Here is a 17926-nt window from a genome sequence, read left to right as displayed (position 1 = left end):
TAACTTGAAGAAACGTATTGCTCTATTGCCCGGAGACGGGATCGGCCCTGAAGTATTAGAATCAGCGACAGACGTACTGAAAAGTGTTGCCGAACGCTTTAACCATGAATTTGAATTTGAATATGGCCTGATTGGAGGGGCGGCTATTGATGAACATCATAACCCCCTCCCGGAGGAAACCGTTGCTGCTTGTAAAAATGCAGACGCGATATTGCTTGGCGCTGTCGGCGGACCGAAATGGGATCAAAATCCTTCGGAACTGAGACCGGAAAAAGGGCTGCTCAGCATCAGAAAACAGCTTGATTTGTTTGCGAATTTGCGGCCTGTGAAGGTATTTGAAAGCCTTTCTGACGCTTCGCCTTTGAAAAAAGAATATATAGATAATGTTGATTTCGTTATCGTTCGTGAGCTCACAGGCGGCTTGTATTTCGGCCAGCCGAGCAAACGCTATGTAAACACTGAAGGTGAGCAGGAAGCAGTAGATACACTGTTTTATAAGCGAACGGAAATTGAACGAGTGATCAGAGAGGGCTTCAAAATGGCGGCAGCCAGAAAAGGCAAAGTGACCTCTGTAGATAAAGCGAATGTTCTTGAATCAAGCCGGCTGTGGCGTGAAGTGGCTGAGGACGTTGCACAAGAGTTTCCTGATGTGAAGCTTGAGCACATGCTTGTGGATAACGCGGCCATGCAGCTAATTTATGCACCGAATCAATTTGATGTCGTGGTGACTGAAAATATGTTCGGTGATATTTTAAGCGATGAAGCGTCCATGCTTACAGGCTCGCTCGGAATGCTCCCGTCAGCCAGCCTATCAAGCTCTGGTCTTCATCTGTTTGAACCTGTTCATGGCTCCGCGCCTGATATTGCCGGTAAAGGGATGGCAAATCCGTTCGCAGCCATATTGTCAGCGGCAATGCTTTTGAGAACATCTTTCGGGCTTGAAGAGGAAGCGAAAGCTGTAGAAGATGCGGTAAACAAAGTCTTGGCTTCCGGAAAAAGAACAAGAGACTTGGCACGGGGTGAAGAGTTCAGCAGCACTCAGGCCATTACAGAGGAAGTTAAGGCAGCAATCATGAGTGAAAATAAAATTTCTAATGTGTGACAGCTTACGTTAAGCGGTCTTAGCTCTAGGTAGAGGGAGGAAATAAAAGATGATGCCTCGAACAATCATCGAAAAGATTTGGGATCAGCATATTGTAAAACATGGTGAGGGAAAGCCGGATCTTCTCTATATTGATTTGCACCTCATTCATGAGGTGACGTCTCCTCAGGCATTTGAAGGCTTGAGACAAAAGGGAAGAAAGGTCAGAAGACCCCAAAACACATTTGCGACAATGGACCACAACATCCCGACTGTCAATCGTTTTGAGATAAAGGATGAAGTTGCGAAACGCCAGGTAACGGCGCTTGAAAGAAACTGTGAGGAATTTGGCGTGCGCCTTGCCGATCTTCACAGTGTGGATCAAGGGATTGTCCATGTCGTCGGCCCTGAACTGGGCTTAACGCTTCCAGGGAAAACGATTGTGTGCGGTGACAGTCATACATCAACACATGGCGCTTTCGGCGCTCTTGCATTTGGAATCGGGACGAGTGAAGTTGAACATGTCCTTTCCACACAGACACTTTGGCAGCAGCGTCCAAAAACACTTGAAGTGCGCGTAGATGGAACGCTTCAAAAAGGGGTAACGGCAAAGGATGTCATCCTTTCTGTCATCGGCAAATACGGTGTGAAATTCGGCACAGGCTACGTCATTGAATACACTGGGGAAGTATTCAGAAATATGACGATGGATGAACGAATGACTGTTTGTAACATGTCAATTGAAGCAGGAGCAAGAGCAGGTTTGATTGCACCTGACGAGGTGACGTTTGAATATTGCAAAAACCGCAAGTACACGCCAAAAGGCGAAGAATTTGACAAGGCCGTAGAGGAATGGAGGGCGCTGCGCACAGACCCGGGCGCTGTTTACGATAAATCTATCTTCCTTGACGGCAACAAAATTTCCCCTATGGTGACATGGGGCATTAACCCGGGAATGGTTCTTCCTGTCGATTCTGAAGTTCCTGCGCCGGAAAGCTTTTCTGCAGAAGATGATAAAAAAGAAGCGATTCGCGCTTATGAATATATGGGACTGACTCCTCACCAAAAAATTGAAGACATTAAAGTGGAGCACGTATTTATCGGTTCCTGCACGAATTCCCGCATGACTGACCTTCGACAGGCTGCTGACATGATCAAAGGGAAGAAGGTAGCTGACAGCGTAAGGGCCATCGTCGTGCCCGGATCTCAAAGCGTGAAGCTTCAGGCTGAAAAAGAAGGGCTTGACCAGATTTTCTTGGAAGCTGGATTTGAATGGAGAGAGTCAGGCTGCAGCATGTGTTTGAGTATGAATAATGATGTTGTTCCTGAGGGAGAGCGCTGTGCATCAACCTCTAACCGCAACTTCGAGGGCAGACAAGGAAAAGGTGCAAGAACACATCTCGTCAGCCCGGCAATGGCTGCGATGGCTGCCATTCACGGACACTTCGTTGATGTCAGAAAGTTTTATCAGGAAAAAACAGTTGTGTAAGGAGTGCGCGAGATGGAACCTTTGAAATCACATACGGGGAAAGCAGCCGTATTAAATCGGATCAATGTGGATACAGACCAGATTATTCCTAAGCAATTTTTGAAGAGGATTGAAAGAACAGGCTACGGGCGTTTTGCATTCTTTGACTGGAGATATGATGCGAATGGTGAACCGAACCCTGAATTTGAATTAAACCAGCCTGTTTATCAAGGAGCTTCCATTTTAATAGCAGGAGAAAACTTCGGCTGCGGGTCATCGCGTGAACACGCTCCGTGGGCACTTGATGATTATGGGTTTAAAATTATCATTGCGCCATCATTCGCTGATATTTTCCATCAGAACTGCTTTAAAAACGGCATGCTTCCGATCCGCATGCCATATGACAATTGGAAACAGCTTGTCGGCCAGTATGAAAACCAGTCATTGCAAATGACTGTTGACCTTGAAAATCAGCTGATTCATGACAGTGAAGGCAATCAAATTTCATTTGAAGTTGATCCGCATTGGAAAGAGATGCTGATTAACGGATATGATGAAATTTCCTTAACGCTGCTGCTGGAGGATGAAATCAAGCAATTTGAATCACAAAGAAGCTCTTGGCTTCAAGCCTGAAAAAGCGGCCGGTATTTGTCCGGCGGCTTTTTTTGCCTGATGAAACCTTTCATTTCTTGTGTTTGTTCACAGGTGTTGATACACTTGAACAAAATAAATGCCTGAAAGGAATATAGGTATGACGCATGACAAGAAGAACGCAAAAATTATTCCTTTTCCTCATCTGAAAGACCGCCTTGTGGAAAAAGGGATGTCATCACTAAAGGAAAAAAAGTATCAAGAAGCGCTTGAACTGTTTTCAGAAGCGATGAAATATGATGATACTGAATCCGATCTTCACTTAGGGATGGCCATCTGCTTTTTAGAGCTGGGCGAGCTGGAAGAGGCAAAAAGCGTGTGCGAGAAGATGCTCAAAGAAGGTTATGGCCATTATTTTACGGTTTTGCAGGTGTACATGACCATCTTAATTCAGCTCAAAAAATACGAGGAAGTCAAAAGCACCATTGAAGCCGTTTTGGAAGAAAATCAGCTGCCGGCAGAAAGCGCCGAGCAATTTTATAAGCTGCTGGATTTCAGCCGGAAAATGACCGATCCGGATCGTGAGGACGAGGCTTGGGCCGAAGAATACGAGGATACAATTGACACCGAGAAAGTGCTGGCAAGCCCTGAGGAGCAAATGAATCTCATTCATTCCTTAAAAGACCGTAACGTAGCAAAGTATACAGGATTGCTCAAAACAATCCTCCAAGACCCCTCAGCCCATCCGATTATCAAAACGATGATTGTCATGCTGTTGGCTGAGCATGAGTACAGTAAACCTGTACACATTAGCAAATTTGGCGAGTCATTGACAATTGAACCGTCTGAGATTGTTCCGCCTGATGCCGCGCCGATTCTGCACCGTGTTCTCAGGGTGCTGGATGAGACACTTGGAAATGAAAATCCAACCTTATATGCAGCAGTAGAAGAATTGTGGAGAAGACATTTGTACGTTTTATATCCGTTCCAGCCGAAATTGCTGTCGGCTGACCTTTGGGCGGCTGCCCTGCATAAAGTCGGTTACGAGATGCACGGAATTGAAATTGAAAGAGAAGAACTTCATATGATGTATGAATTTACCGACAGAGAACTCGATGAAGCTTGCACAATGTTAAAAGATATTGAAGAAATTTCTTATTTGTAAATCGCGCCATATAGTTGAAAGCGCTATGTGTTATGTTATAATATAGTGGTTGTATTTGTGTATAACGGGTTATAAGAAATACGGTTGGACAGGCTTTGCAGTTCATTATTAACATCTATACATAATGATTCTGATCTTTGGCAGCTTTGTTTTTGTTGGACGAAGCCGAATGATTGCTTTAGAATGGAAGACCGACACAACCTGAATAGATTTTTGGAGGGAAACACATGTCTGTAAAATGGGAAAAACAAGAAGGCAACGAAGGCGTTTTAACGGTTGAAGTTGATGCTGAAACGTTTAAAACAGCACTTGATGATGCATTTAAAAAAGTAGTAAAACAAGTTTCAATTCCTGGATTCCGTAAAGGTAAAATTCCTCGCGGATTATTCGAACAGCGCTTTGGCGTAGAAGCTCTTTACCAAGATGCTTTGGATATTCTTCTTCCTGTAGAATACCCTAAAGCGGTTGAAGAAGCTGGAATCGAGCCTGTAGACCGTCCTGAAATCGATGTTGAAAAAATCGAAAAAGGCGAAAGCTTAATCTTCACTGCGAAAGTAACAGTAAAACCTGAAGTGAAGCTTGGCGAATACAAAGGCCTAGGCATTGAAAAAGACGACACAACTGTAACTGACGAAGATGTTCAAAACGAACTAAAAGCCCTTCAAGAGCGTCAAGCTGAGCTTGTTGTAAAAGAAGAAGGCGCCGTTGAAGAAGGAAACACAGTTGTTCTTGATTTCGAAGGATTCGTTGACGGCGAAGCTTTCGAAGGCGGAAAAGCTGAAAACTACTCTCTAGAAGTAGGTTCTGGTTCATTCATCCCTGGCTTCGAAGATCAATTAGTTGGCCTTGAAGCAGGTGCTGAGAAGGATGTTGAAGTGACATTCCCTGAGGAGTACCACGCTGAAGATCTTGCAGGCAAACCAGCTGTGTTTAAAGTGAAAATTCACGAAATCAAAGCGAAAGAGCTTCCTGAGCTTGACGATGAATTCGCAAAAGATATCGATGAAGAAGTGGAAACACTTGCTGAATTAACTGAAAAAACAAAGAAACGTTTAGAAGAAGCAAAAGAAAACGAAGCTGACGCTAAATTGCGTGAAGAGCTTGTTCTGAAAGCTTCTGAAAATGCTGAAATCGATGTGCCTCAAGCAATGGTCGACACTGAGCTTGACCGCATGCTGAAAGAATTCGAACAGCGTCTGCAAATGCAAGGCATGAACCTTGAGCTTTACACTCAATTCTCAGGCCAAGATGAAGCTGCGCTTAAAGAGCAAATGAAAGAAGATGCTGAAAAACGCGTAAAATCTAACCTGACTCTTGAGGCGATTGCGAAAGCGGAAAACCTTGAAGTATCAGATGAGGAAGTTGATGCTGAGCTTACAAAAATGGCTGAAGCATACAACATGCCTGTTGAAAATATTAAACAAGCCATCGGTTCTACTGACGCGATGAAAGAAGATTTAAAAGTTCGCAAAGCAATTGATTTTCTTGTAGAAAACCGTTAATATGGTGCATAATAATAGTACTAATAAAACAGGGCGCGAATCATTCGTGCCTTGTTTTGTACAATTATGAGTTATCTCTTTTTCTTGGGGCAATATAGTTAATGCAGGGCTGTTTTTTGTCATACATATAGAATGTGCAAGTCAGAAACACATTGTTACCGTCTTTTTGGAAAGTATGGTAAAATGCAATACATACTCGTTCGTTTCAAGAATCATTTTCTTTTGCTCTGCCGGTAAAAGAAAAAGTGAGACAAGATTAAGGGGTGAAAGAATGTTTAAATTTAACGAGGAAAAAGGACAATTAAAATGCTCGTTCTGTGGAAAAACACAAGATCAGGTTCGTAAGCTTGTAGCTGGACCTGGTGTATATATATGTGACGAATGTATCGAACTCTGCACTGAAATTGTAGAGGAAGAACTCGGAACAGAAGAAGAAGTAGAATTTAAAGACGTACCAAAGCCTCAGGAAATTCGTGAAATTTTGAATGAATATGTCATCGGCCAAGATCAAGCGAAGAAATCACTTGCTGTTGCTGTGTATAACCACTATAAGCGCATTAACTCCAACAGCAAAGTTGATGATGTTGAGCTTTCAAAAAGTAATATTTCATTAATCGGCCCTACGGGAAGCGGTAAAACCCTTCTGGCGCAAACACTGGCTCGCATTTTAAATGTGCCGTTTGCGATTGCTGACGCTACATCTTTGACTGAAGCTGGATACGTGGGTGAAGATGTAGAGAATATTCTCTTGAAGCTTATCCAAGCTGCTGATTATGATGTGGAAAAAGCCGAAAAAGGCATTATCTATATTGATGAAATCGATAAAGTGGCTAGAAAATCTGAAAACCCGTCTATCACACGTGATGTGTCAGGTGAGGGTGTACAGCAGGCATTGCTTAAAATTCTTGAGGGTACAGTGGCAAGCGTGCCGCCTCAAGGTGGACGTAAGCATCCTCATCAAGAATTCATTCAAATTGACACAACAAATATTTTGTTCATTTGCGGCGGAGCTTTCGATGGTATCGAACAAATCATCAAACGCCGTTTAGGCCAAAAAGTGATTGGATTCGGTGCCGACAATAAAGCTGCTGATCTTGAGAAAGAAGATCTTCTTTCAAAAGTGCTTCCTGAAGATTTGCTCCGTTTCGGGTTAATTCCTGAATTTATCGGACGTCTTCCGGTTATTGCAAGCCTTGAAAAGCTTGACGAAGAAGCATTGGTTGCGATCTTAACAAAACCGAAAAACGCTCTTGTTAAGCAATTCAAGAAAATGCTTGAGCTTGACAACGTTGAGCTTGAGTTTGAAGAAGAAGCGCTTTCTGAAATTGCTAAAAAAGCAATTGAACGCAAGACTGGAGCACGCGGACTCCGTTCTATCATTGAAGGCATCATGCTTGATGTGATGTTTGAGCTGCCTTCTCGTGATGACATTGAAAAATGTGTAATTACCGGGGCAACTGTGACACACGGAGAGCCTCCTCGCCTCTTATTAAAAGACGGCACTGAGGTAAGCCAAGATAAAACATCTGCATAAAGATAAGCACAAACCTCCTGAGTGGTAACATTCAGGAGGTTTTTTTGCATGCAACTCTTCCGGAAAAACGTTTATTCCCGTCTTCTATGGGAGATACTAGCAATCAGAGGAATGAATTGGATACATAAATTGTTTTTCAGGAGGGACCACCATGAGTTGGACAGGGATCGCGTTATTTATTCAGCTGTTTTTTGGGATCATCATCGGTTTGTATTTTTGGAATTTGCTTAAAAATCAAAGGACACAAAAGGTCACGATAGATAAAGAATCAAAGAAGGAAATGGAGCAGCTTCGGAAAATGCGCGCTATCAGCTTGTCCGAGCCATTATCTGAGAAGGTCCGCCCCAAAAGCTTTCAAGATATCGTCGGACAGGAAGACGGCATTAAAGCATTAAAGGCTGCTTTATGCGGGCCAAATCCTCAGCATGTGATTGTCTATGGGCCACCGGGAGTTGGGAAAACGGCTGCTGCGCGGCTTGTGCTGGAAGAAGCAAAAAAACATAAACAATCACCGTTTAAAGAGCAGGCTGTCTTTGTGGAACTCGATGCGACAACAGCCCGTTTTGATGAAAGAGGAATTGCCGATCCGCTCATCGGCTCTGTCCATGACCCGATATACCAAGGGGCCGGAGCGATGGGACAGGCTGGGATTCCGCAGCCGAAGCAGGGAGCTGTCACCCATGCCCATGGCGGTGTGCTGTTTATTGATGAAATAGGGGAGCTGCATCCTATTCAAATGAATAAAATGCTGAAGGTGCTTGAGGACAGAAAAGTCTTTTTAGACAGTGCGTATTACAGTGAGGAAAATACACAAATTCCGAATCATATTCATGATATTTTTCAAAATGGGCTGCCGGCTGATTTTCGCTTGATTGGCGCGACCACGAGAATGCCAAACGAAATTCCGCCAGCTATCAGGTCCCGCTGTTTGGAGGTTTTTTTCCGCGAGCTTGAAAAGGACGAGCTGAAAACGGTTGCCAAAACAGCAGCGGATAAAATTGAAAAAAATATCTCCGAAGAAGGCCTAGATCTTTTGACCAGCTACACGCGGAACGGGCGGGAAGCCGTCAATATGATTCAAATCGCAGCGGGGATGGCTGTAACGGAGAATCGGAAGGACATTACGATTGAGGATATCGAATGGGTCATTCACTCCAGTCAGCTTACTCCAAAGCACGAGCAAAAAATCGGTGTTGAACCACAGGTTGGCATTGTAAATGGGCTTGCAGTCTATGGGCCTAACAGCGGATCGCTTTTGGAAATCGAAGTAAGTGTAACCGCGGCTCAAGATAAAGGATCAATTAACATCACAGGAATAGCTGAAGAAGAAAGCATCGGCAGCCAATCAAAATCAATCAGACGAAAAAGCATGGCGAAGGGTTCGGTTGAAAATGTATTAACCGTGCTCCGGACAATGGGAATGAAGCCTTCTGATTATGATATTCACATCAATTTCCCAGGAGGGATTCCGATTGATGGGCCGTCAGCAGGCATTGCGATGGCGGCGGGAATTTTCTCGGCGATACATAAAATTCCTATTGACAATACCGTTGCGATGACGGGCGAAATCAGCCTGAACGGTCTTGTGAAACCCATCGGAGGCGTCATTCCGAAAATAAAAGCGGCCAAGCAGTCCGGTGCGAAAAAGGTGATTATCCCATATGAAAATCAGCAGGCGATCTTAAAGCAGATTGACGGGATCGAAATTATTGCAGTGAAGACGTTCCAAGAAGTGCTTGATGAAATTTTAGTGAATCCGCCAACGGAACAAAAACCGTTTCATATTGAAATCAATAAAGAATCCGTTTAAACCCTATTTTGATAATAGGGTTTTTTTCATGAAGGACATCTTTTCCTTTTTCATATCAGAAAGAAAGGGTATACTACGAGGAGACTGTTTTATAGAAAATGGAACCATGCCGTTTATTGTACAAGGATGAAAAAGTTGTATTATAATGGTTCATACTAAAGTCACGGAGGTGTCAGTCACATGGCAGAAGAATTAAAACGCAGCATCCCGCTCCTCCCTTTAAGAGGTTTATTAGTGTACCCGACGATGGTTTTGCATTTAGATGTAGGACGTGACAAGTCGGTTCAGGCTCTTGAACAGGCAATGATGCATGATCATATGATATTTTTAGCCACTCAGCAGGATATTTCGATAGACGAACCTGGTGAAGACGAGATTTTCACTGTCGGCACCTATACAAAAATTAAGCAAATGCTGAAGCTTCCGAACGGTACGATTCGTGTGTTGGTGGAGGGCCTCAAGCGCGCCCATATCGTCAAATACAATGAACACGAGGATTACACGTCGGTTGACATTCAACTTATTCATGAAGATGATTCAAAAGATACAGAAGACGAAGCATTGATGCGGACTTTGCTAGACCACTTTGATCAGTACATAAAAATTTCTAAAAAAATCTCGGCCGAAACGTACGCCGCGGTTACTGATATCGAAGAGCCGGGGAGAATGGCAGACATCGTTGCTTCTCATCTGCCCCTTAAACTAAAGGATAAGCAGGATATTTTAGAAACGGCTGATGTCAAAGACAGGCTGAACAAGGTCATTGATTTTATTAATAATGAAAAAGAAGTGCTGGAGATTGAGAAAAAAATCGGCCAGCGCGTCAAACGTTCGATGGAGCGTACGCAGAAGGAATACTACTTACGAGAACAAATGAAGGCGATCCAAAAAGAGCTTGGCGATAAAGAAGGCAAAACTGGCGAAGTTCAGACGCTGACGGAAAAAATCGAAGAAGCAGGCATGCCTGAGCATGTGAAGGAAACAGCGCTTAAAGAATTGAACAGATATGAAAAAATTCCGTCAAGTTCTGCGGAAAGCTCCGTGATCCGCAACTATATCGACTGGCTTGTTGCTCTTCCGTGGACGGATGAAACAGATGATAAGCTTGATTTGAAAGAAGCAGGACGTCTCTTGGACGAAGAGCATCACGGGCTTGAAAAAGTAAAAGAACGTATTTTAGAATATTTGGCTGTCCAGAAGCTGACCAAATCTCTGAAAGGCCCGATTCTCTGTTTGGCAGGACCTCCAGGTGTCGGAAAAACGTCTTTAGCCAAATCAATTGCAAAAAGCTTGGGACGCAAATTCGTCAGAATCTCACTCGGAGGAGTACGGGACGAATCAGAGATACGCGGACACAGACGGACCTATGTCGGAGCAATGCCTGGACGGATTATTCAAGGGATGAAAAAAGCGGGCAAGCTGAATCCGGTCTTCTTATTAGACGAAATTGACAAAATGTCATCTGATTTTAGAGGAGACCCGTCTTCCGCTATGCTTGAAGTGCTTGATCCAGAGCAAAACAGCAGCTTCAGTGATCACTATATTGAAGAAACCTTTGATTTATCCAAAGTGCTGTTTATCGCAACGGCGAACAATTTGGCCACAATCCCGGGCCCGCTCAGAGACAGAATGGAAATTATTAATATCGCAGGCTACACAGAAATAGAAAAACTTGAAATCGTAAAGGATCACTTGCTTCCAAAGCAAATCAAAGAACACGGGCTGAAGAAAAGCAATCTTCAGCTGCGTGATCAGGCGATTCTTGATATTATCCGCTACTATACGAGAGAAGCTGGTGTGAGAAGCCTTGAACGCCAGCTTGCCGCGATTTGCCGTAAAGCTGCAAAAGCCATTGTTGCTGAAGAGCGAAAACGGATTACGGTTACTGAGAAGAACCTTCAAGACTTTATCGGAAAACGTATTTTCAGATATGGACAAGCTGAGACAGAGGATCAGGTTGGTGTAGTGACAGGGCTTGCTTATACAACCGTTGGCGGAGATACGCTGTCGATTGAAGTATCGCTTTCTCCGGGGAAAGGGAAATTAATCCTGACAGGAAAGCTCGGAGATGTTATGAGAGAGTCTGCTCAGGCTGCATTCAGCTATGTGCGATCCAAAACAGTAGAACTTGGCATTGAACCTGACTTTCATGAGAAGTATGATATTCATATACATGTACCAGAGGGTGCGGTGCCAAAAGATGGTCCGTCAGCCGGTATTACGATGGCAACAGCGCTTGTTTCTGCTTTAACGGGACGGGCGGTTTCGCGTGAAGTCGGCATGACTGGGGAAATCACGCTTCGCGGGCGCGTGCTGCCGATCGGCGGCTTAAAGGAAAAAGCGCTTGGCGCACATAGAGCGGGATTAACGACCATTATTGCGCCTAAAGATAATGAAAAAGATATAGAGGATATTCCGGAAAGCGTCAGGGAGGGGCTGACATTTATATTGGCGTCCCACTTAGACGAGGTTTTGGAACATGCCTTAGTAGGAGAGAAGAAATGAAAGTCACAAAGTCAGAAATCGTGATCAGTGCAGTAAAACCGGAACAGTACCCTGAAGGGGGGCTTCCGGAAATCGCATTGGCCGGAAGATCGAACGTAGGAAAATCGTCTTTTATCAATTCATTAATCAATCGCAAAAATCTTGCGAGAACGTCATCAAAGCCGGGAAAAACACAAACGCTTAATTTCTACATTATCAATGATGAGCTGCATTTTGTGGATGTGCCGGGCTACGGTTTTGCCAAAGTGTCAAAGTCTGAGCGTGAAGCATGGGGCAGAATGATTGAAACCTATATCACGACACGCGAGGAATTAAAAGCTGTGGTGCAGATCGTTGATTTGCGGCATGCGCCATCTAATGATGATGTACAGATGTATGAATTCTTAAAGTATTACGGCATTCCTGTTATTGTTATCGCTACAAAGGCGGATAAGATCCCGAAAGGCAAATGGGACAAACACGCGAAGGTTGTCCGACAAACATTAAATATTGATCCGGAAGACGAGCTGATTCTCTTTTCCTCAGAAACGAAAAAGGGAAAAGACGAAGCTTGGGGAGCGATCAAAAAAATGATAAACCGGTAGAGAATCCTCTACCGGTTTTATTTATCGTATAGATTTTTTCCGTTTTATCAATAATAACAATAAACTGATTCCAATAAAGACAAACGGCCAATACTCCTTCAGAAGTGCTGTTGGAATATGCGCAGACTCAAGCCATGCCATAATTTGTTTGAAAAAGTACAAAAACAGGGAAAAACAAATCATCGACACAGCTTCATATACATATTCTTTTTTTTGAACGGCTGAAACGAGAAGTGAGAAGCCGATCATAAAGAGGAGCATTTCAAAATCATCCGGCCACCATACCCATTTCGGCTTGGCAAAAAAGTGTAAGCCGATCCCGAAGAGAAGCAAACCGATGAAGAAATGGGGTGTAACGGCTTCTTTTTTTCCTTGATATACAAAGGCTGCGCCTAACAGCATGAGGAGAACAGGCCATTGATCCTGCCCTGAAAACAGTTCGGCTTGGCCGCTTTCTAGCCATGCATATACAGAAGCGGCAAGCAGCAGACAAGGGAATAAAATTGATTTTTGTTTCATGCATATCACCTTCTTGTTTTTTAGAGCTGATGTGTAGTAAATTTCTGCTGTTTTTGGTATTGTCAATAAGAATGCTTCTTTTCCCTGAAGCTTTTTCTAATATAGCATAAGAATTTTAAAATCTGTTCACATTTTGTGAAAGAAACTATGTTATAATTATTATAAATAATGAGTTCTATGTTAGAATAATTATAAATTAAGATTGGGTGTTGGGGGTGTAATTAGAGCGATGCATATACTTGTTGTGGGAGTAGATTATAAATCCGCCCCTATTGAGATACGTGAAAAAGTAAGTTTTCAGCCGAATGAGCTGGCGGAAGCAATGGTGCAGCTGAAAGAAGAGAAAAGCATTCTTGAAAACATCATTGTCTCAACCTGCAACCGCACTGAAATTTATGCGGTAGTCGACCAGCTCCATACCGGCCGTTATTATATAAAAAAGTTTTTAGCTGATTGGTTTCAATTAAGCAAAGAAGAGCTGTCACCGTTCTTAACTTTTTATGAGAGCGATGCCGCTGTTGAGCATTTATTCCGTGTAGCCTGCGGACTTGACTCTATGGTGATTGGCGAAACGCAGATTCTCGGACAGGTACGCGACAGCTTTAAAACAGCTCAGCAAGAAAAAACGATCGGGACTATTTTTAATGAGCTGTTTAAGCAGGCGGTTACAGTGGGCAAACGAACTCACGCAGAAACAGACATTGGCTCAAATGCGGTGTCAGTAAGCTATGCTGCAGTTGAACTTGCCAAAAAAATCTTCGGAAATCTTTCAAGCAAGCACATATTGATTCTCGGTGCGGGAAAAATGGGCGAGCTTGCTGCGGAAAACCTGCACGGACAGGGAATCGGCAAGGTCACTGTCATTAACCGAACATACTTGAAAGCGAAGGAGCTTGCAGACCGTTTCTCAGGTGAAGCGAGAAGCTTGAATCAGCTTGAAAGTGCGCTTGCGGAGGCTGATATTTTAATCAGTTCAACCGGTGCAAGTGAATTTGTCGTGTCCAAAGAGATGATGGAAAACGCGAATAAGCTTCGCAAGGGACGTCCGCTGTTTATGGTCGACATTGCCGTGCCTAGAGATCTTGATCCGGCGCTGAATGATCTTGAAGGTGTTTTTCTTTATGATATCGACGATCTGGAAGGCATTGTAGAAGCGAACATGAAAGAGCGGAGAGAAACAGCTGAAAAAGTTGAACTGTTAATTGAAGAAACCATTGTGGAATTTAAACAATGGATGAATACACTTGGTGTTGTGCCGGTTATTTCTGCATTGCGCGAAAAGGCGCTTGCTATCCAGTCAGAAACGATGGACAGCATTGAGCGTAAGCTGCCTCACTTAAGCACAAGAGAGAAAAAACTGTTGAACAAACACACCAAAAGTATTATTAACCAAATGCTTCGTGATCCGATTTTAAAGGTGAAAGAGCTTGCGGCAGATGCTGATTCGGAAGAAAAGCTCGCGTTGTTTATGCAGATTTTTGATATTGAAGAAGCTGCGGGCCGTCAAATGATGAAAACCGTTGAAAGCAGCCAAAAGGTCCACTCTTTTAAGAAGGCTGAATCAAAAGCGGGCTTTAGCCCACTTGTAAGTGAGTGAAAGCTGAATGATTGATACTGCAATGGCAAGACTTAATGAGGGGACAATCGTCATTTACGCGTTAAGTGTACTCTTTTATTTTATAGATTTTCTTCAACACAACCGGAAGGCTGGAAAAATGGCCTTCTGGTTGCTTTCTATTGTCTGGACTCTGCAAACCGTGTATTTGGCCTATTTTATGTGGGTGACGGGGCGGTTTCCGGTATTAAATGTGACAGAGGCGCTTTATTTTTATGCCTGGGTGCTTGTCACGCTGTCACTTGTACTGACAAAGCTTTTACGTGTTGACTTTATCGTGTTTTTTACAAATGTTATAGGATTTTCTATGATCGCCATTCACACATTTTCACCGACAGAGCAGCAGTCAGCTGCTTTTTCCGGGCAGCTTGTATCCGAGCTTTTGGTGATTCATATTACAATGGCGATTCTTTCATACGGCGCTTTTTCCCTTTCTTTCGTTTTTTCTGTGCTATATATGTTTCAATATCATCTGCTGAAAAAGAAAAAGTGGGGAAAATGGCTGTTGAGAATAGAAGATTTATCTAAGCTTGATTATATGGCGTATGTTTTAAATGTCATCGGGGTTCCGATGCTGCTGCTGAGTTTGATTCTCGGCGTCATATGGGCATATGTCTCACTAGAAACGCTGTATTGGTTTGACGCCAAAGTGCTTGGTTCGTTTGTCGTCCTGCTGCTGTACAGCTATTATCTTTATATCAGGCTGATTAAAGAGCTGCAAGGAAAGGTCGCTGCACTGTGGAATACGGCTTGTTTTCTGGTGCTGATGATCAATTATTTCCTGCTTGGAAGCCTGTCGCAATTCCATTGGTTCAGTTAAACGATGTCCCAAGCAGATTCGGGAGGAAAGAAATGATGAGAACGATTAAAGTAGGTTCCAGACGAAGCAAACTCGCTATGACTCAAACAAAATGGGTTATTCAAAAACTGAAGGAAATCAATCCTTCATTTGCTTTTGAAATTAAAGAGATCGTGACAAAGGGCGACCGGATTGTCGATGTTACACTCTCAAAAGTGGGTGGAAAAGGGCTTTTTGTCAAAGAAATTGAACAGGCGCTTTTAAACGAAGAGATTGATATGGCAGTGCACAGCATGAAGGACATGCCTGCTGTTTTGCCTGAAGGCCTTGTGATCGGCTGTATTCCTGAACGGGAGGACCCGCGTGATGCCCTTATTTCAAAGAATCGCGTAAAGCTTTCAGAAATGAAGGAAGGTGCTGTCATTGGCACAAGCAGTTTAAGAAGAAGCGCACAGCTTTTGATTGAGCGCCCTGACCTTACAATTAAATGGATTAGAGGTAATATAGATACAAGACTTCAAAAGCTGGAAACAGAGGATTATGACGCGATTATTTTAGCGGCTGCCGGACTTTCTAGAATGGGGTGGAAGCAAGATGTCGTAACCGAATTCCTTGAGCCTGAGCGCTGTTTGCCTGCTGTGGGGCAGGGAGCACTGGCGATTGAGTGCCGAGAATCGGATGAAGAGCTGTTGGCGTTGTTTTCTCAGTTTACAGATGAATATACAAAACGGACTGTCTTAGCGGAACGTGCTTTTTTAAACGCGATGGAGGGCGGCTGCCAGGTTCCGATCGCGGGCTACTCCGTGTTAAATGGACAGGATGAAATTGAAATGACAGGTCTTGTCGCTTCACCTGACGGCAAAATCATTTTTAAAGAAACCGTCACCGGAAACGATCCTGAGGAAGTAGGAAAGCGCTGTGCCGCTCTTATGGCTGACAAAGGAGCAAAAGATTTAATTGATCGTGTAAAACGGGAGCTTGATGAGGATGGAAAATGATTTTCCGTTGAAAGGAAAAACAGTGCTTGTCACCCGGAATAAGGCACAGGCAACATCATTTCAGCAAAAAGTGGAGGCGCTTGGCGGTAAAGCGGTTTTAACCTCTTTGATTACGTTTCGCCGCGCTTTGCCGAATGATGTTGCGGAACAGGTAAGGGAGGATCTAACCGCGCCAGGCTGGCTTGTTTTTACAAGTGTGAACGGGGCAGACTTCTTTTTTTCTTATCTGAAGGAAAATCAGCTTATTCTCCCTGCGCATAAAAAAATTGCAGCCGTCGGTGAAAAAACCGCCCGCCGTTTAAAAACGCATAACGTATCGGTTGATGTGATGCCACAGGAGTATATTGCTGAACAATTGGCTGACGCTCTTAAGCAGCATGCTGAACCGGGGGAGCCCATTACCGTGATGAAAGGGAATTTGTCACGTGATGTGATAAAACAAGAGCTTGTCCCGCTCGGTTTTGAAGTAAAGGAATGGGTTCTCTACGAAACGATTCCGGATGAAGAAGGCATTGAGGCACTGAAAGACGCTGCGGGTCAATATTCCTTTGACTATGTAACATTTACGAGTTCATCAACCGTACATACGTTTATGCATGTCTTGGGAGAAGAATTAAAAAAGTGGAAGGCGAATGGGACGGCCTGTATCAGCATTGGGCCTTTAACAAATGATGCCCTTCTGACATACGGCATCACATCGCATATGCCTGATACATTTACAATAGATGGCATGCTTGAGTTAATGTGCAGCATGTCAAGAGAGGAAGAGAGAATATGAGTCAATCATTTAATAGACACCGCCGCCTGCGGACATCAAAAGCAATGAGAGAAATGGTAAAGGAAACACGTTTGCATCCATCAGATTTTATATATCCGATTTTTGTCGTTGAAGGGCTGGAAGGCAAAAAAGCTGTTCCGTCAATGCCTGATGTTCACCATGTATCATTAGATTTATTGAAGGATGAAGTAGCGGAGCTGGTCAAACTGGGCATTCAATCTGTTATCGTCTTCGGCATCCCAGAAGAAAAAGATGATTGCGGAACACAAGCGTACCATGATCACGGAATTGTCCAAAAAGCCATCACAGAAATTAAAAAACACTTCCCTGAAATGGTTGTTGTCGCTGACACGTGCCTGTGCGAATATACAGACCACGGCCATTGCGGACTGGTCAAAGACGGGGTCATCCTCAATGATGAATCGCTGGAGCTTTTGGCGCAGACAGCTGTCAGCCAAGCGAAAGCAGGTGCGGATATCATTGCGCCATCAAACATGATGGACGGATTTGTTACAGTGATCAGAGAAGCGCTTGATAAAGAAGGATTCGTCAATATTCCAATCATGTCTTACGCTGTGAAATATTCTAGCGAGTTTTACGGTCCGTTCCGTGATGCAGCAAACAGCACACCGCAATTCGGAGACCGCAAAACATATCAGATGGACCCTGCCAACCGTATGGAGGCACTCCGCGAAGCACAATCAGATGTCGAGGAAGGCGCGGACTTTTTGATTGTCAAACCTTCGCTTTCTTATATGGATATCATGCGTGACGTAAAAAATGAGTTTACTTTGCCGCTCGTCGCTTATAATGTAAGCGGAGAGTATTCAATGGTGAAGGCTGCAGCGCAGAACGGCTGGATCAAAGAAAAAGAAATTGTGTTGGAAATTTTGACAAGCATGAAGCGCGCGGGTGCCGACCTGATTATTACGTATCATGCGAAAGACGCAGCGAAATGGCTTGCGGAGTAATTTTAT

At 43.7% G+C, this 17926-nt stretch carries 15 protein-coding genes; 14 read left to right on the top strand and 1 reads right to left on the bottom strand.

Features of this window, described 5'->3' with window-relative positions:
* The first annotated feature begins 4 nt into the window (after positions 1–4).
* The 9 genes from leuB to yihA all read left to right on the top strand — a co-directional run bounded on the left by leuB (position 5) and on the right by yihA (position 12240).
* Complete coding sequence (gene leuB / locus ACFVP7_RS15630) at positions 5–1102, top strand: 3-isopropylmalate dehydrogenase (protein ID WP_338730654.1); 1098 nt, start codon at positions 5–7, stop codon at positions 1100–1102.
* 49 nt (positions 1103–1151) lie between these two features.
* A complete protein-coding gene (leuC, locus tag ACFVP7_RS15625) occupies positions 1152–2570 on the top strand; it encodes a 3-isopropylmalate dehydratase large subunit (RefSeq protein ID WP_042975036.1) in 1419 nt (472 codons plus the stop codon).
* Between the two features lie 12 nt (positions 2571–2582).
* The gene (leuD, locus tag ACFVP7_RS15620; RefSeq protein WP_003229606.1) at positions 2583–3182 is read left to right on the top strand and encodes a 3-isopropylmalate dehydratase small subunit; all 600 of its coding nucleotides are present in this window, start codon (positions 2583–2585) and stop codon (positions 3180–3182) included.
* Between the two features lie 118 nt (positions 3183–3300).
* A complete protein-coding gene (gene ddcA / locus ACFVP7_RS15615) occupies positions 3301–4305 on the top strand; it encodes a DNA damage checkpoint antagonist DdcA (protein WP_014477566.1) in 1005 nt (334 codons plus the stop codon).
* 227 nt (positions 4306–4532) lie between these two features.
* On the top strand, positions 4533–5807 hold the full coding sequence (gene tig / locus ACFVP7_RS15610; protein WP_003229611.1) for a trigger factor: 1275 nt from the start codon (positions 4533–4535) through the stop codon (positions 5805–5807).
* Positions 5808–6078: 271 nt separating this feature from the next.
* Positions 6079–7341, top strand: a complete 1263-nt coding sequence (gene clpX / locus ACFVP7_RS15605) for an ATP-dependent protease ATP-binding subunit ClpX (RefSeq protein ID WP_003229613.1) — start codon at positions 6079–6081, stop codon at positions 7339–7341.
* Positions 7342–7492: 151 nt separating this feature from the next.
* Positions 7493–9151, top strand: coding sequence for an ATP-dependent protease LonB (gene lonB / locus ACFVP7_RS15600; RefSeq protein ID WP_014477564.1), 1659 nt, complete (start codon positions 7493–7495; stop codon positions 9149–9151).
* Positions 9152–9331: 180 nt separating this feature from the next.
* A complete protein-coding gene (gene lon, locus ACFVP7_RS15595) occupies positions 9332–11656 on the top strand; it encodes an endopeptidase La (protein ID WP_251233345.1) in 2325 nt (774 codons plus the stop codon).
* Positions 11653–12240: a ribosome biogenesis GTP-binding protein YihA/YsxC gene (gene yihA, locus ACFVP7_RS15590; RefSeq protein WP_003229621.1), complete on the top strand. Its 588-nt coding sequence runs from the start codon at positions 11653–11655 to the stop codon at positions 12238–12240. Before lon ends, yihA begins: the two co-directional genes overlap by 4 nt.
* 21 nt (positions 12241–12261) lie before the next feature.
* Here the strand turns inward: yihA and ACFVP7_RS15585 are convergent, their stop codons facing one another.
* Positions 12262–12759, bottom strand: coding sequence for a hypothetical protein (locus ACFVP7_RS15585; RefSeq protein ID WP_014477563.1), 498 nt, complete (start codon positions 12757–12759; stop codon positions 12262–12264).
* 229 nt (positions 12760–12988) lie between these two features.
* Here ACFVP7_RS15585 and hemA point away from each other — a divergent pair, with 229 nt between their 5' ends.
* The 5 genes from hemA to hemB are packed head-to-tail and all read left to right on the top strand — an operon-like array spanning position 12989 to position 17920.
* Positions 12989–14356 (top strand): glutamyl-tRNA reductase, encoded by a 1368-nt coding sequence (gene hemA / locus ACFVP7_RS15580; protein ID WP_004399038.1) that lies wholly within the window; start codon positions 12989–12991, stop codon positions 14354–14356.
* A 7-nt stretch (positions 14357–14363) separates the two neighbouring features.
* Positions 14364–15194: a cytochrome c biogenesis protein gene (locus ACFVP7_RS15575; RefSeq protein WP_003222575.1), complete on the top strand. Its 831-nt coding sequence runs from the start codon at positions 14364–14366 to the stop codon at positions 15192–15194.
* A 32-nt stretch (positions 15195–15226) separates the two neighbouring features.
* Complete coding sequence (gene hemC, locus ACFVP7_RS15570; protein WP_015251536.1) at positions 15227–16171, top strand: hydroxymethylbilane synthase; 945 nt, start codon at positions 15227–15229, stop codon at positions 16169–16171.
* Complete coding sequence (gene hemD, locus ACFVP7_RS15565; protein ID WP_024572901.1) at positions 16161–16949, top strand: uroporphyrinogen-III synthase; 789 nt, start codon at positions 16161–16163, stop codon at positions 16947–16949. The genes hemC and hemD overlap by 11 nt, the downstream gene beginning before the upstream one ends.
* Complete coding sequence (gene hemB / locus ACFVP7_RS15560; protein WP_338730652.1) at positions 16946–17920, top strand: porphobilinogen synthase; 975 nt, start codon at positions 16946–16948, stop codon at positions 17918–17920. The genes hemD and hemB overlap by 4 nt, the downstream gene beginning before the upstream one ends.
* Positions 17921–17926 lie beyond the last annotated feature (6 nt).

Origin of the sequence: Bacillus sp. SG20033, from assembly GCF_044570195.1 — a bacterium.
GTDB lineage: Bacteria > Bacillota > Bacilli > Bacillales > Bacillaceae > Bacillus > Bacillus subtilis.
Note: the sequence above shows the minus strand (reverse complement) of the source record. Positions and strands in the feature narration are given on the sequence as shown.